Below are 15,906 nucleotides of genomic sequence, written 5' to 3'. Positions count from 1 at the left end.
CATGCTTCCAAGTGACTTGTGCATAAGCCGATTTAATGTCTGCACGACGACATTAAGGCGGTTCATTTACAAGCGTTAATCAAAAATTCTGGCCCCTACGGCAAACCGCAAGGGCATCTATGCTACCAGCGCGCTTTAAGTAGGTTCGGTTGAATACCGGCTATGGCTCGGGTGTTGCCATAGTCCTTAGCTGCGATCCCGGCTTCGAACTCTTCCCGGAAATATTTGATCGCGCTTTGTAGTGGTTCAACCGCGCCCGGCGCGTGAGCACAGAAAGTTTTGCCTGGCCCTAAGAAGCGGCACAGCTGCTCTAGTGTCTCAATATCGCCCGGCTGACCTTCGCCGCGCTCCAGTGCGCGCAGGATCTTCACGCTCCATGGCAAACCATCGCGGCAAGGGGTACACCAGCCACAGGATTCGCGGGCAAAGAACTCTTCCAGATTGCGCACCAGTGGCACCATGCCAATTTCGTGGTCTACCGCCATCGCCAGCGCGGTGCCTAAACGGCTACCTGCTTTGGCGATATTCTCGAAGTCCATCGGCAGATCCAGATGGTCGGCGGTCAGGAAGTCAGTGCCCGCCCCGCCCGGCTGCCAGGCTTTGAATTTCAAGCCATCGCGCATGCCACCGGCGTAATCTTCCAGAATTTCACGGGCGGTGATACCAAAGGGTAGCTCCCACAGACCTGGGTTTTTCACCCGGCCAGAGAAGCCCATCAGTTTGGTCCCGGCATCGTTACTCTTACCGGCAGTGATCCCCTGATACCACTCAACACCATGCTCAAGAATGGCGGGCACGTTACACAGGGTTTCCACGTTATTCACGCACGTCGGCTTACCCCAAACACCCGAAGAAGCGGGGAACGGTGGCTTGGAACGTGGGTTGGCGCGGCGGCCTTCCAGCGAGTTAATCAGCGCGGTCTCTTCACCGCAGATATAGCGGCCAGCACCGGTATGGACTATCAGCTCAAAATCAAAGCCGCTGCCCATGATGTTTTTACCCAGCAAGCCGGCTTCGGTTGCCTCGGCAATAGCGCGGCGCAAATTCACCGCCGCTTCGATATATTCGCCACGCAGGAAGATGTAGCCACGATAGGCTTTCAGCGCAAAGGCGCTGATCAGCATCCCCTCCACCAGCAGATGCGGCAATTGCTCCATCAGCAAGCGGTCTTTATAGGTGCCCGGCTCCATCTCATCGGCATTGCACAGCAGATAGCGGATGTTCATGCTTTCGTCTTTCGGCATCAAGCTCCACTTCAAACCTGTGGAGAAACCTGCACCGCCACGGCCTTTCAAACCCGCGTCTTTGACTAAGTTAACAACATCAGGTGGTGCCATGCCTTTTAAGGCTTTTTCAGCGCCCAGGTAACCGGTTTTGCTGCGATATTCATCCAGCCACACTGGCTGTTTGTCATCACGCAAACGCCAGGTCAGCGGGTGCATCTCCGGTGTCCGGATAATCTCTTTATTAAACCCCGTGGCTTTGGTAATACCTGAGTTAGCTGTCATGGATATTGCTCCAGTAACTTCTCGATATCTTCAGGTTTCAGGTAGCTGTGGGTATCGTCGTCAATCATCATGGTGGGGCCACGATCGCAGTTACCTAAACAGCAGGTTGGCAGCAGTGTAAAACGGCCATCAAAGGTGGTTTGGCCCGGCTGAATGCTGAGTTTCTTCGAAATCGCGGCCTGAATCCCCTGATAACCGGTGATATGGCACACCACACTGTCACAGTAGCGGATCACATGACGCCCTACCGGTTGGCGGAAGATCTGGCTGTAGAATGTGGCGACCCCTTCAACATCACTGGCCGGGATACCCAGCACTTCAGCAATGGCGTGAATCGCCCCATCCGGCACCCAGCCACGCCCTTTCTGCACGATTTTCAGTGCTTCGATTGACGCGGCGCGGGCATCTTCGTAATGGTGCTTTTCATGTTCGATAGCATCACGTTCTTCAGCACTCAACTCGAAAACGTCAGTGGTGGTCGCCGGTTCAGCCGCATTGACTGCCTGATCCACCACATTTTGGCTTTCGTTACTCACCTGAGTATCTTTTTGGTCACTCATAATTAGCGGTCCACATCAGACATTACAAAATCGATACTGCCCAGATAGACAATCAAGTCAGATACCAGGCTGCCACGGATAACCGATGGGATCTGCTGCAAATGGGCATAGCTTGGTGTACGTATCCGGGTGCGATAGCTCATGGTGCTGGCGTCACTGGTCAGATAGTAGCTGTTGATCCCTTTGGTCGCTTCAACCATCTGGAATGATTCGTTGGCTGGCATCACCGGGCCCCATGATACTTGCAGGAAGTGGGTGATCAGCGTTTCGATATGTTGAAGCGTGCGCTCTTTCGGCGGCGGTGTGGTCAGTGGGTGGTCAGCCTTGAATGGCCCCTCTGGCATGTTTTTATAACACTGCTCGAGAATGCGCAGGCTTTGACGCAACTCCTCCACTTTCAACATCACGCGGTCATAGCAGTCGCCGTTATTACCGATCGGCACTTCAAAATCGAAGTTTTCATAACCGGAATATGGACGCCATTTACGCACGTCAAACTCAACACCCGTCGCCCGCAAACCAGCACCGGTAACGCCCCACTCCAACGCCTCTTTAGAATTATAGGCAGCGACACCTACAGAACGCCCTTTCAGGATGCTGTTCTGCAACGCCGCTTTGACGTAGGAGTCCAGACGTTTTGGCATCCAGTCGAGGAAGTCACGTAGCAGACGATCCCAGCCACGCGGCAGGTCATGTGCCACGCCACCAATCCGGAACCAGGCCGGATGCATACGGAAACCGGTAATCGCTTCCACCAAATCGTACACTTTCTGACGGTCGGTAAAGGCGAAGAACACCGGCGTCATGGCGCCAACGTCTTGGATAAAGGTACTGATGTAGAGTAAGTGACTGTTGATGCGGAAGAGTTCGGATAACATCACGCGAATGGTGTCGACCCGCTCTGGCACTTTGATACCCGCCAGTTTTTCCACTGCCAATACGTATGGCATTTCGTTGACGCAGCCGCCGAGGTACTCGATGCGGTCGGTGTACGGAATATAGCTGTGCCATGATTGGCGCTCGCCCATCTTTTCCGCGCCACGGTGGTGATAGCCCACATCCGGCACGCAATCGACAATTTCTTCACCATCAAGCTGCAACACGATACGGAACGCACCGTGTGAAGAGGGGTGGTTCGGGCCAAGGTTAAGGAACATAAAGTCCTCATTTTCGGTCCCGCGCTTCATACCCCAATCTTCCGGTTTGAAGGTCAGTGACTCCATCTCCAGATCCTCTTTCTGCTTAGTCAGCACAAAGGGATCGAACTCGGTAGCACGAGCTGGATAATCTTTACGTAGCGGGTGACCTTCCCAGCTCTGCGGCATCATGATGCGCGTCAGATGTGGATGGCCATCAAAGGTAATACCGAACATTTCCCAAGTTTCCCGCTCATACCAGTTGGCATTAGGAAAAATTTTGGTCGCTGTGGGCACGTGTAACTCTTTTTCAGACAGTGCCACTTTCAACATAATGTCGCGGTTGCGTTCGATGGAGAGCAGATGATAGAAAACAGAAAAATCCGCTTCAGGAAGACCCTGGCGGTGAGTACGCAGGCGCTCATCCACACCATGTAAGTCAAACAGCATGACATAGGGTTTAGGCTGTTTTCTTAAGAACGACATTATTTCCAGCAATTGTTCACGCTTCACCCATACCACGGGCATACCGGTACGGGTCGCTTGAACAACAAAGGCCTCAGGCCCAAAACGGTTCGACAGTTCACCAATCACCGGATCATCAAGATGTGAGCTGGTCTGCCATGCTGGCTGGGTGCTGTCGGACGTCGTTAAATCGGTCATTATTTATTCACCACACTGTTTTTTCACCACACTGAATGTGTCATTTTGTGGTCATTTGCCGCACACATGTTCTGGATAAAAACGGTTCCATCCAAAAACAAATCACTTACGCACAAAAAATCCAACACCGAAAGTCGGGTTAGATCTCGTCAGGTGTACGCAAGTTAGTTACTGCAATTCGTTCAGCATGCTTACGTTCTCTTTCTGGCTGCATATTGGCGCGGTAAACACCTTGATCACCCACAACCCAAGAGAGAGGACGGCGCTCTTTACCAATAGACTCCTGTAGCAATAACAGTGCTTGCATATAAGCTTCCGGGCGCGGTGGACAACCAGGAATATAGACGTCTACGGGTAGGAATTTATCCACGCCTTGTACCACGGAGTAGATATCGTACATGCCGCCTGAGTTGGCACAGGCCCCCATGGAGATAACCCATTTTGGCTCGAGCATCTGTTCATACAGACGCTGGATAACTGGGGCCATTTTGGTGAAGCACGTACCGGCCACCACCATGAAGTCGGCCTGACGCGGAGAAGCACGCAGGACTTCGGCACCAAAACGTGCCACGTCATGTACCGCAGTGAACGAGGTCACCATCTCGACATAACAGCAAGAGAGGCCGAAGTTATATGGCCAAAGAGAGTTCTTACGCCCCCAGTTCACCATGTCATGCATGGCGTTCTCAAGTTTACCCATGTAAACACTACGGTGGACATGTTGCTCGAGAGGATCGCCGCTGACGGTTTCCTGAGTTTGCAGGGGGTAACGGTCGTTCTCACCGTTAGGGTCTATGCGGGTGAGCGTATAGTCCATGTTAATGCCTCGCTGTATTTATTGGCGTATATCTGGATGACTGCTGGCGTATTTGACTATGCTCGGTTTGCTCACGCGGCGATTAGAGCGCACAGGAGTCCAATCTAGAGCGCCGATACGCACCAGATAAACCAAACCAGCCAAAAGCACCAAAATGAAAATGGTTGCTTCGATAAAGCCTACCCAGCCGCTCTCACGAATTGAGATTGACCACGCATACAGGTACAGGGCTTCAACATCGAAAATAACGAAAAACATGGCGACCAGGTAAAACTTGGCAGATAAGCGCATCCGCGCTGAACCTACCGAGTCAATACCAGACTCATAGGGGACGTTTTTGGCGCGGGCCCGAGCTCTCCCACCCAGGAAGAACGCACCCAACAGCATCAAACCGCACAGTCCGATTGCGCCAATCAGGAATACAGCGAACGCCCAATGATGAGCGATAACTTCAGTGGTTGTTGACATACGCATTGCTTACTCATCAAAAGTGGTGTCGGACATCCTGCTCTTGTATTGGCAGTTAGTGCACCACATCGATTCAAAGGGAAGGATAAAAACCACACAAAACACACTGTCTTTACAACTGTTTAGCCAGTGTTTTACTGTGGGCTTTTTACTCCTTTCAGTAACCTTTTGTCAACTTAGACAAAAGTAACTACAGATTAATTTACAATTGCACGATCTTAGTTAACATTTGGTGCGGACTTGTAAGCTAAATCGAGTCAGTAATTTGTTAAACCAGAACATACACATATAAGCCAACCAGTATAGTTCACATTAACTATACCATTGTCTCAGGAATAACCGGTTCTTCCACTCACTAGCTAGGGGTATTTTTTTGATCCAGAACACGTTTTAAGTGTTATTTAATAAATATTCACTATGAAAAGTTGCACTTTAATATTTATTAATAATGAAACAGCGTTCCGATTAAATTAATTCGCCAATAAATGAGAATGAATATTAATTACATTTATCTTTCGTTAACGCCATTTTTCTGATGCCAATAAACAGCCATAAGTAAATAAAACGACGTTCTGAGCATGAAATTAATATGAGACAGGAATAAATCTGATTTTTATTATCAATAAAATTAAAAAGCCCCTAAAATTAGGGGCTTATAATATAATGTTTGTGTTGAACTCTTAACTTATATCGTCTATTAGATAATCAGAATCCAGAACCCGATCTGAGTCAGACTGTAAACCATGTTGATGGCCCGTCTGCATGGCATCGAAAATGGCTAATGCCAATTCATTGTCACACTGACTACTTTTACAAAGTGAATAGTGAGTTTCAGGCAGGCGAGGTAGCCCTTCTGTTTCACCCAGCACCCGTAAATCAGGACTCATCATCTCTATCGGTCTGGCGGTCACCCCCAGCCCTGCCCTAACTGCCGCTCGAATGGCAGAAAGCGAAGAGGCAACATAGGCTATCCGCCATGCAATACCCGCTTTGGTGAGATGCTCTATTGCCATATCACGGAAAGGGCTTGGCTCATCCATCACCACTAAGGGAACTGACTCGCCGGGCTGAAACTGATAGTCGGCGGAACAGTACCAAAGTGTCGGTGATGTTCTCAAAATTACATGAGGATGAGTGTCAACCTTAGCCGTCGTAATAGCCAGATTCACCTCGCTAGTATTTAGCATATCGGCGATAAGCGGGCTGCGTTTTACCCGCACATCTATCGCCAACCGAGGATATAGCGTCGCCACCCGGTTCAGCAAAAAGGGTAACAGCGTATCGGCAGTATCATCAGATGCACCAATAACGAGCGACCCTTCTATATTGCTGTACATGAGTGACGTACAGGCTTCATCGTTAAAACGTAAAATTTTTCTGGCATAGCCGAGTAACTGGAGACCATGTTCAGTGAGTAATTTGTTACGCCCATGACGGGCAAATAACTCCTTACCAACTAACTGTTCTAACCGTTGCATTTGTTGGCTAACCGCTGACTGAGTTCGACAAACCGCTGCAGCAGCAGAGGCGAAAGTATTCAAGTCAGCAACAGCTACAAAGGTTCTAAGCAGATCGAGGTCGAGATTAATTATCGGACGATTTGCATTTGTCATAGTGTATTCTTCACTTTTTTGAATTCTAATTACAAACTACCCTGGTGTTTAAGTATTAGCGCCATCAATAAGGGACAACGCTAAGTATGACAGTACCCCACTCATTAGAGTAGGGCAAAAAATTTACTTATATTTCGTTACCGCTATCTCTTTTTAAAAAAAACTATTGGCTAAGTTATGCAGTTGTTTGTGAATAGGCTCATAAAAAACCACTAAATCTTCGATTACTGAAGATTTTTCTGCTTCAGTAATCTCACTATTCAAGATTGATTATAAGAGTTAGAAACCCATTTTAATTAAAAGACCAAGGCCCTAAAACTGAAATAATATCAAAAAATCTCAATGTATTACTCTGTGCTTTTTTTATCTAACTGAGGAAATTCAAGCAATAACGTTTGATAACCATTAAGAATCTCAAAGTTAACATTAATTATTCTTAATAGTTTTCCTATTTACAAATTTATGCTAACCCACACTGTAAGAATATGTATGATGATATAAACTGTTGAATTGAGACTCTTGCCTTTAAAAGGCAACATCAATGAAGAGGATTAACCACTATAACGACAACGCTTTGTCGCGAAGAGAATCCCCTTTACCCTGTAAAAGCTATTTTTTTGTTAACTATTGTGTGTATCCAAATCGGCCAGGATAAAACTTCAGATAAATTCATCAATCACGCATAACTGGCAAGGGTATAACGGTAAAACACCATTAATGTCACTCCCCGCTTTCGGCCAACCCTCATTTGAAATAAAAACAGCCATTCGCACTAAAGATGTGCATAGAACTTCAAAAAGCAGCGGCGTCGGAGTACATTAAATGCCTTGCAGTGTTCCACGCTGAGGACACGCTTTTACCAGAAAAAGGCTCAATTTTTTATGTCCCCTATTGAGAAATCCAACAAACTGGACAACGTTTGTTACGACATTCGTGGCCCCGTGCTAAAAGAAGCTAAGCGTCTTGAAGAGGAGGGTAATAAGGTTCTGAAACTGAACATCGGCAACCCTGCCCCGTTTGGTTTCGATGCACCAGATGAAATTCTGGTGGATGTGATCCGTAATTTGCCAACAGCACAAGGCTATTGCGACTCCAAAGGCCTATTTTCGGCGCGCAAAGCCATTATGCAGCACTATCAGGCCCGTGATGTGCGCGACCTGACAGTCGAGGATATCTACATTGGGAACGGTGTTTCTGAGCTGATCGTGCAATCCATGCAGGCATTGTTGAACATCGGCGATGAAATGTTAGTGCCAGCACCGGACTACCCGTTATGGACAGCGGCGGTTTCGCTTTCAAGCGGTAAAGCCGTGCACTATATGTGTGATGAAGAGTCAGGCTGGTTCCCTGATTTGGATGATATCCGCAGCAAAATCACCCCGCGCACCCGTGGGATTGTGATTATCAACCCGAACAACCCGACCGGCGCGGTATACAGCAAAGAGTTGTTACTGGAGATTGTCGAAATCGCCCGCCAGAACGACCTGATTATTTTCGCCGATGAGATCTACGATAAGATTTTATATGACGAAGCGCAGCATCACTCTATTGCGGCGCTGGCACCTGATTTACTGACCGTCACCTTCAATGGTTTGTCCAAGACTTACCGTGTTGCCGGTTTCCGTCAGGGCTGGATGGTGTTGAATGGGCCGAAGAAGCACGCCAAAGGTTATATCGAAGGCTTGGAAATGCTGGCGTCAATGCGGCTGTGTGCCAACGTGCCGATGCAACATGCGATTCAAACGGCACTGGGCGGCTATCAGAGCATCAGCGAGTTTATTCAGCCGGGTGGGCGTTTGTACGAACAGCGCGATCGCGCCTGGGAGTTAATCAACCAAATCCCTGGCGTTTCCTGCGTGAAACCTCAGGGGGCGCTCTATATGTTCCCGCGTATTGATCAGAAGCGTTTTAACCTGAAAGATGACCAGAAGCTGGTATTGGATCTGCTGTTACAAGAGAAAGTGTTGCTGGTACAAGGCAGCGCCTTTAACTGGCCATACCCGGATCATGTGCGGATTGTAACCTTACCCCGCGTGGACGAACTGGAAATGGCGGTTGGCAAACTGGGACGCTTCCTGGAAACCTATCACCAATAATTGCTATTATTATAGGTGTTTATGACAAATAATTTAATAAAAATATTATTTGTCATAAACACCTATCTAGCTGAATATACATTTTATATCATCTTGGAATATACCCATCATTGGGTGTGGAATAGCTAAGAAATTCATCTAACCTAATTAGGCTCATCCAGAAATGAGCCTAATAGACTTGAGTGGAATTAATAAAAATCCTATGGATTTTATATTTAGAATGTGAACGCAACATGAACACAATGCATATAAAATATAGAAAAGGTGACTATTATGAAATATATAAAATCGATATCGCTATGTGGTTGTTTACTCTCGGCTCTCCTTGTAATGGCTCCCATTACAGGGCAGGCCCAACTACTGAAACCTGATCATATACCGGCACCTGAATTTTGTACTAAACCGATACATAAATGGAATTTACATGATATTCTTATGGCCCCCCTTAGAGGTTTTTTGATTATATTTAATCGCTCATGTGACAAGCATATTTAATCGCTAATGCGACTAAGTAAGTCATAACCTCTCAGGGGTTAACATCTATTCAAGTCTATTTCTATTTATAGTTTTAAAAGTTATAACTTTTTCCAAAAAAACGATCGGTAATATAAGTCGCAATAGAATTTAATTACATACTTAGAAATAACGGCGTAGGAATAATCAGTTATATAATACTAAAAATTTAATAATTAATTAGTATTATCGGTTAAGAGTGTCAGCAAGTGAACTTAAACAATCAGTCAATTGGTTTAGATGCGCACAGCCACCGCACTGCAACTTCAAGCACGATGGGTATATAATGTCGCTACAGAGCCATCTCGGCATCCTTAGTTGCCGATAGAGAATTGAGATTAATATGAGCCACTTTTTTGCCCATCTATCCCGCCTGAAACTTATCAACCGTTGGCCGTTGATGCGCAATGTCCGCACTGAAAATGTGTCAGAGCACAGCTTGCAGGTGGCATTCGTCGCTCATGCGTTAGCCATCATTAAAAATCGTAAATTTAATGGCAATCTCAATGCTGATCGTATCGCGCTGCTGGCGATGTACCACGATGCCAGCGAAGTGATCACCGGGGATTTACCTACACCTATCAAGTATTACAACCCACAAATTGCCCATGAATACAAGAAGATAGAAAAAGTCGCACAGCAAAAACTGATCGAAATGCTGCCGGCAGAGTTGCAGCACGATTTTCGCTGTCTGCTTGATGAGCACTACTACAGCGAAGAAGAAAAAGCACTGGTTAAACAAGCCGATGCCCTGTGCGCTTACCTCAAATGTCTGGAGGAGCTATCCGCAGGCAACAACGAATTCATTCAAGCCAAAGCACGGTTAGAGAAAACCCTCGCCATGCGCCAAAGCCCAGAGATGGATTACTTTATGGAAGTCTTCGTCCCTAGCTTCAGCCTCTCACTCGATGAAATCAGCCTCGACTCACTGGATTGATCGTTATAGCCTGTTTATGCAGGCTATTTTTTATAAAAAACAATTAACAGTTTTTTCTAGCAATGTGCTCTTTCAGAATATATATAGGATGGGTAATACTCATCGAACCTATAAAACCACTTCTGGTTTTTATTGCTTTCCTCATACATTCGACACGATTCCTGTCCTGCACCAGTTTTTTATTTTGGGCAATAATTTCTTCAACAGTCATTGCATGAGCATATCCAATCGGCATGACACCAGAAAAAAATATGGCACAACACACTGAAAATAATGGTAATTTCATAAAAATCCTTAATCAAATTAAATAATTTTCATGTGATATAATAAATTAAATCAATATTAATTGAATGCAATCATATTACATAGAATATTTAAATTATCAAACCTAGCTAATAAAAAGAATATTATTTAATAGCTATTAATTTAATTAAGTGAATTATCGTTCAAATTAAAACGGAAATAGCACCGGCACCACCATCACACTCACAATCATCACTAATATCGTAAATGGCACCCCCATGCGGACAAAATCACCAAATTTATAGCCGCCAGGGCCTAAAACCAGTGTATTTACCGGCGAGGAGACCGGTGTCATAAATGCAGCCGACGCGGCGATACCAATAATCATGGCGAATGGATACGGGGAAAGTGACATCTCACGGGCCGCCGCAATCGCGATTGGGGCCATCAATACCGCCGTTGCGGTATTGGAGATAAATAAACCAATCGTGGCACAGAGCACAAACAAACACAGCAACATCACCCGCGGCCCCATCCCGCCGGCCACATCCATTAGCCCCTGCACAATCAAATCTACCCCACCGGTTTTCTGGAGGGCCTGCGCAAAGGGCATCATCCCAATAATCAGAATTAAGCTCGGCCAATGGATCGAGCGGTAAGCACTCTCCATATCAATACAACGGAACTGCCCCATCAACAGACAGGCCACCAATGCCGCAATCACATTTGGCACTTCATCAGTCAGCATCATCGCGACCATCAGCGCCAAGCAGAACAGCGCATGGGGCGCTTGGGAGATGGCAGGTGCCACTTCGTCAACTTCAGCAGGCAGATTCAGCACGATAAAATCGCGCGTTTTTTGCTGCAACTGGCGGATCAGTTTCCAATCGCCAATCACCAGTAAGATATCGCCAAAATGTAATTTTTCATCGACCAGTTTGCCCTCCAAAGTCTTACCATTGCGACGGATACCCACCACATTGAGGCCATAGCGGGTGCGGAAGGTGACCTCACGTAAGCTATTGCCCAATAAGGCGGAATCAGGAATAAGCGACACTTCAGCCATCCCGACGTTGCGGGCCTGCTCGGAGAAATATTCACCGCGCAGCACCAGTGGTTCTAGCATCTGCTCAGTACAAAATTGCCGCAAATCGACGTCGCAATCGGACATATCAATGAGCAGCACATCGTTTTCGTGCAGCTCCGATGAACTGGTGGCGCTGACCATCACACGCCGAAAGCGCTTCCAACGTTCGATCCCCACCACATTGGCACCATAGCGAGCGCGCAGATGCAGCTCATCGAGTGAGCGGCCAATCAACGGGGAGTTGTGGCGGATAGCCAGGCGGCGAGCGCGGCCAGTCAGCTTATAATCGCGGATAAGATCGCGAAAGGTGCGGCGCTTCCACTGATCTTTTTCTGAGTGCTCTTGTTTGCCCCCCAGCCAGCGGCGGGCCACTAACATATAAGCGACCCCCATCAGTAAAATGATGATGCCTATCGGGGTGACGCCGAAGAAACCAAATCCTTTAATCCCTTCCCGCAGCAATTCGCTGTTGACTACCATGTTTGGTGGCGTCGCGACCAGTGTCATCATGCCGCTAATCAGGCCAGCAAAACTCAGGGGCATCATTAATCGCCCCGGCGAGATTTTCATCCGGCTGGCAACACTCAGTACCACAGGGATAAATATCGCCACCACACCGGTCGAGCTCATAAAAGCGCCCAAACCGGCGACGGTCACCATCAATAACGCCAGCATTTTGGTTTCACTGTGGCCCGCGACTTTCACCAGCCAATCCCCGACCTGATAGGCAACACCGGTTCTAACTAACCCATCACCAATAACAAACAGCGCCGCGATCAATATCACATTGGGGTCGCTGAATCCGCTGGTGGCCTCAGCAAGAGACAAGGTGCCACTCATCACAAAGGCGATAATCACCAACAACGCCACGACATCCATTCGCAATTTATTGGTGGTAAACAGCACAATAGCTATCAGCAGTAGCGTCAACACCCACAATAGTTCGCTGTTCAAAATGGCCTCGTTGGCAAAAAGTGAAGGGAAATTTCCGGTTTTGGCAGTAAAGCATTAAATTCAGCAGCGACCGCTGTCCAAGATCAATAATGACCTGCTAATTTATGAGCTTACCACTCAATAAGTCTATTAATCGTACTTTTTTTCAGAAAAAACACTCATCAATTTGTGATGCACTATTCACCAGTAAAAAAAATGTCACTGAAACATTCAGATATTCAGGGGCATTTAACCGACTGACTATACTGATAATAGTCAATGGCGAGCAGTCATTGGATCCTCTGGGCGGGAGCAGTGAATGATTAATATTACAGATTATCCGATTGTCCTTTTTCTGCTGTCATGTGGGCTGTTGTATAGCGCCGCCTATATCGGTCAGGCTTTCTTTCGACGCGGGCGAGATCTGGACGATAATATCCGCGAAAATTTTACCGTTATTCAAGGGGCGACACTCACCCTGCTGGGCCTGATTATTGGTTTCAGTTTTTCGATGGCCATCAATCGCTACGATCAGCGTAAGAATTATGAGGAGGCGGAAGCCAATGCGATCGGCACTGAATATCTGCGTACCGATTATCTGCCTGCGGCATCTAGCGCCACCACCAAAGCGCTATTAGTGCATTATCTTGATCAACGGATACTTTTCTATACCACACGCAATGAAACCCATCTAACAGCGATTAATAACCAAACTAATCAACTGGAGAGCGCCCTGTGGGTTGAGTTGCTAGAACCGGTGAATCAGCGCCCTGATCCCGTCAGAGCTTTGGTGGTTTCTGGGATGAATGATGTTTTAAATTCAGCGGGTTACACGCAGGCCGCTTGGTGGAATAGAATTCCACACGCCGCCTGGTTGTTGATGCTGATTATTGCGGTTTGTAGCTGTACGCTGGTGGGATATGGTTCCAAACAGGGCAAAAATGGCAAGATCATGACCTTGATATTGCCGCTGGTGATTTCGTTCTCTTTTATGTTAATCGCCGATATTGATAGCCCACGCGGTGGGATTATTCGCGTGAAGCCGCAAAACCTGCACAGTCTGGAAGAGAGTTTGCCGCCTCTCATCCACCCGCAGCAATAAAGCAAAAGAGTGCCAGTTGGCGCTCTGAGGTTAATGACAAAGTGTCAGCGGCGGAGAGGACAGATAGATCGTAAAGACGCCGTAAATCCATCCATGGAGGCTCGAGCCGCGCCATCCTTGGCGCGGACGCTTTACTCTTCTATCTGCCCTCACCTCTTGAGATCGAGTCGTCGAGGTTTGTCAGCAATCTGAGATCGGTTAAGCAGTGAAACGATTAATCCACCCGGCGAACAATGGCCCCATTCGCGGTGGCTGCAACAGCAATTTGCTCAAGTGATGTGAGCACCAGATCAACCTGATCCAGTTTTGGCGTGTCAGCCGGTGCATTCACCGCAATCACTTTGCAGCCCGCCGCCAGCCCTGACAAAATCCCCGCTGGCGCATCTTCCACCACGATGCAATCCGCAGGTGCCAGTCCTAAACCCTCAGCCCCCAACAGATAGGCATCAGGCTTGGGTTTTCCGTGTTTCACCAGCTCGGCGGTGACAAAAACTTTAGGTTCCGGCAAATGGCCCGCTGCACGGCGCGCGGAGGCAACCGGCACCGAACCTGAGGTCACAATCGCCCAGGGAATCGACAGCCTGTTCAGCCGCTCCAACAGTGCGACAGCCCCCGGCAGGGCGGTCACACCATCAGTGTCGTTGGCCTCAATGTGCTCTAATGCCAAAAACTCGGCCTGAAGTTCAGCATCACTTGCGCCTGGCATAAAATGGCGAAGAGAGGTAATTGCTTGTTTGCCATGGATAAAATCTAGCACTTCCGATGGATTGATACCGCGACTTTGCGCCCAGCCAATCCATGCTCGTTCAACAGCAGGTAGTGAATCGACTAGAGTCCCGTCCAAATCAAAAAGAAAACCTTTACACTCCACAAGCACATCCTCATCTTTTTTGTAAACCAATCGCTTCAATCTGCCCTATCAGGCATTAATAATTTGCGAAATCTCAACGGCGCTCAAATGATATTGGCGTGGGCATGAGTGCCAGATAGCCAGCATACGTTGATATTTGTCCCACATTGGGGTTTGAGAATTAAAACCGTGGGTGCCGGAGTCAAAATGGGTATAGCGCCCTTCGGTGTTGACCATAAAACGCACATAACTCAGGTAGCGGGATTCGGTGGCAGCATCGAAACCGAGGAACGCGATACGGCGCTCATCCAAATCCTGCTTATCTTTCAGATTGCCCCAGGAGACTTGCAGCGCGTGGTGCATCTCCATGATATTAATGATGGTCCGGCAAGTCTCTTCGCTCATTTCACCAAAATCGCGGTCCAGTTCACGCATCTGCAAACCAAAGCCACGTTCGACAATCGTTTGCTGGCGGCGATAGCGCTCAGCGTTTTCTGGGTCCAGCATGGTCATCATCTTGTACTGATTCGACAGAATCAATCGTTGGGCGTTGGTCATATCCATCACTAAACTCCTAAGACATAAATAATGAGGAAATCATCGCACACAGGCTTAGCCCATACTTTGATTTGACAGGGGATTTTGCGCAGCTAATCCGGCTAGAGATCATCGAGAAACGTTTTATCCAGCTGTTTAAATGCGCGCTTCAGCACCTCTGCCAGCGACTGATACGTCGGCGTTTGTTCAACTGGCGCAACAGCCTGCCCGGCTTCAGCCAGCTTGTTACGTACTTCGTGGAACCACTGCAATAGGGTTGGCGGTAGCGGCGTAATCGCACGTTTACCTAACCACCATAACCCTTGCAGTGGTAAACCACAGGCGAACAGCGCCGTGGCGATGGCAGGGCCTAATTGACCACCGAGCGCTATCTGCCAGGTCAGGGTAAATATGGCCAGTGGCGGCATAAAGCGAATGCCAAAACGGGTCGCGGTTACCACCCGATTCTCCGGAAACATCGGAGCCAGGCGTTTGTCCGCGGGCCAGGTCTTCATATAGTGCTGACCACGTTGCAGTACTTGAAACCAATTTACGGTATCAGAGGGTTTTGTTGTCATGGCTCACCTCAACTTCACAAGCAAAAATTAAAATTTTTTTGTAATCCACAAACTAAAAATTAGTCTGTTAAATATATTTTGTTTTTAGGCGACGCTATCGGTATCCTAGCTCGGCCTTTTGGCCGCTAGAAGATGACGATAAATATGTCAACTTTTTGCAGCATTTAAATCAATTTTGTTAAATCGCGCGGGCTTTTGCCACCAGGCGTTAACGTTTGTTCTTAATACTAAATCGGCGATTTTTCCTTCATCATGCATTTTTCGC

At 47.6% G+C, this 15,906-nt stretch carries 14 protein-coding genes; 3 read left to right on the top strand and 11 right to left on the bottom strand.

The window, feature by feature from the left end:
* Positions 1-122: 122 nt before the first annotated feature.
* The 6 genes from nuoF to rovM form a co-directional block, all read right to left on the bottom strand.
* Entirely contained in the window at positions 123-1,508 is a 1,386-nt protein-coding gene (nuoF, locus tag HRK25_RS12640; protein ID WP_071984921.1) for an NADH-quinone oxidoreductase subunit NuoF, read from the bottom strand.
* The gene (nuoE, locus tag HRK25_RS12635) at positions 1,505-2,068 is read right to left on the bottom strand and encodes an NADH-quinone oxidoreductase subunit NuoE (protein ID WP_005276394.1); all 564 of its coding nucleotides are present in this window, start codon (positions 2,066-2,068) and stop codon (positions 1,505-1,507) included. The genes nuoF and nuoE overlap by 4 nt, the downstream gene beginning before the upstream one ends.
* Before the next feature lie 2 nt (positions 2,069-2,070).
* Positions 2,071-3,867 carry an NADH-quinone oxidoreductase subunit C/D gene (nuoC, locus tag HRK25_RS12630; RefSeq protein WP_005276396.1) on the bottom strand — a complete coding sequence of 599 codons (1,797 nt, stop codon included), beginning with the start codon at positions 3,865-3,867 and terminating at the stop codon, positions 2,071-2,073.
* Positions 3,868-4,006: 139 nt separating this feature from the next.
* Entirely contained in the window at positions 4,007-4,684 is a 678-nt protein-coding gene (locus HRK25_RS12625; protein ID WP_002210278.1) for a NuoB/complex I 20 kDa subunit family protein, read from the bottom strand.
* Between the two features lie 18 nt (positions 4,685-4,702).
* Entirely contained in the window at positions 4,703-5,158 is a 456-nt protein-coding gene (gene nuoA / locus HRK25_RS12620) for an NADH-quinone oxidoreductase subunit NuoA (protein ID WP_032898292.1), read from the bottom strand.
* 674 nt (positions 5,159-5,832) lie between these two features.
* Complete coding sequence (gene rovM / locus HRK25_RS12615) at positions 5,833-6,765, bottom strand: virulence transcriptional regulator RovM (RefSeq protein WP_005276400.1); 933 nt, start codon at positions 6,763-6,765, stop codon at positions 5,833-5,835.
* A gap of 881 nt (positions 6,766-7,646) precedes the next feature.
* On the opposite strand from rovM, the gene HRK25_RS12610 reads away from it, so the two are divergent.
* Positions 7,647-8,861 (top strand): pyridoxal phosphate-dependent aminotransferase, encoded by a 1,215-nt coding sequence (locus tag HRK25_RS12610; protein WP_005276404.1) that lies wholly within the window; start codon positions 7,647-7,649, stop codon positions 8,859-8,861.
* Between the two features lie 856 nt (positions 8,862-9,717).
* Entirely contained in the window at positions 9,718-10,311 is a 594-nt protein-coding gene (yfbR, locus tag HRK25_RS12605) for a 5'-deoxynucleotidase (protein WP_005276407.1), read from the top strand.
* Positions 10,312-10,354: 43 nt separating this feature from the next.
* Here yfbR and HRK25_RS12600 read toward each other — a convergent pair whose 3' ends face one another.
* Together HRK25_RS12600 and HRK25_RS12595 are read right to left on the bottom strand one after the other, a co-directional pair.
* The gene (locus HRK25_RS12600; protein ID WP_099460618.1) at positions 10,355-10,597 is read right to left on the bottom strand and encodes a hypothetical protein; all 243 of its coding nucleotides are present in this window, start codon (positions 10,595-10,597) and stop codon (positions 10,355-10,357) included.
* A gap of 165 nt (positions 10,598-10,762) precedes the next feature.
* Entirely contained in the window at positions 10,763-12,595 is a 1,833-nt protein-coding gene (locus tag HRK25_RS12595) for an SLC13 family permease (protein ID WP_005276412.1), read from the bottom strand.
* A 298-nt stretch (positions 12,596-12,893) separates the two neighbouring features.
* Here HRK25_RS12595 and HRK25_RS12590 point away from each other — a divergent pair, with 298 nt between their 5' ends.
* Positions 12,894-13,676 (top strand): bestrophin-like domain, encoded by a 783-nt coding sequence (locus HRK25_RS12590; RefSeq protein WP_032898293.1) that lies wholly within the window; start codon positions 12,894-12,896, stop codon positions 13,674-13,676.
* 214 nt (positions 13,677-13,890) lie between these two features.
* Here the strand turns inward: HRK25_RS12590 and HRK25_RS12585 are convergent, their stop codons facing one another.
* From HRK25_RS12585 to yfbV, 3 genes are all read right to left on the bottom strand, one after another.
* Complete coding sequence (locus tag HRK25_RS12585) at positions 13,891-14,547, bottom strand: sugar phosphatase (protein ID WP_005277881.1); 657 nt, start codon at positions 14,545-14,547, stop codon at positions 13,891-13,893.
* 48 nt (positions 14,548-14,595) lie between these two features.
* The gene (locus HRK25_RS12580) at positions 14,596-15,090 is read right to left on the bottom strand and encodes a YfbU family protein (RefSeq protein ID WP_005277883.1); all 495 of its coding nucleotides are present in this window, start codon (positions 15,088-15,090) and stop codon (positions 14,596-14,598) included.
* A 95-nt stretch (positions 15,091-15,185) separates the two neighbouring features.
* A complete protein-coding gene (gene yfbV / locus HRK25_RS12575) occupies positions 15,186-15,641 on the bottom strand; it encodes a terminus macrodomain insulation protein YfbV (RefSeq protein WP_005277886.1) in 456 nt (151 codons plus the stop codon).
* Between the last annotated feature and the right edge of the window lie 265 nt (positions 15,642-15,906).

It is taken from the genome of Yersinia bercovieri ATCC 43970 (assembly GCF_013282745.1).
Taxonomy (GTDB): Bacteria; Pseudomonadota; Gammaproteobacteria; order Enterobacterales; family Enterobacteriaceae; genus Yersinia; species Yersinia bercovieri.
The sequence above is the reverse complement of the archived record's forward strand: the minus strand, read 5'-3'. Positions and strand labels throughout refer to the sequence as shown.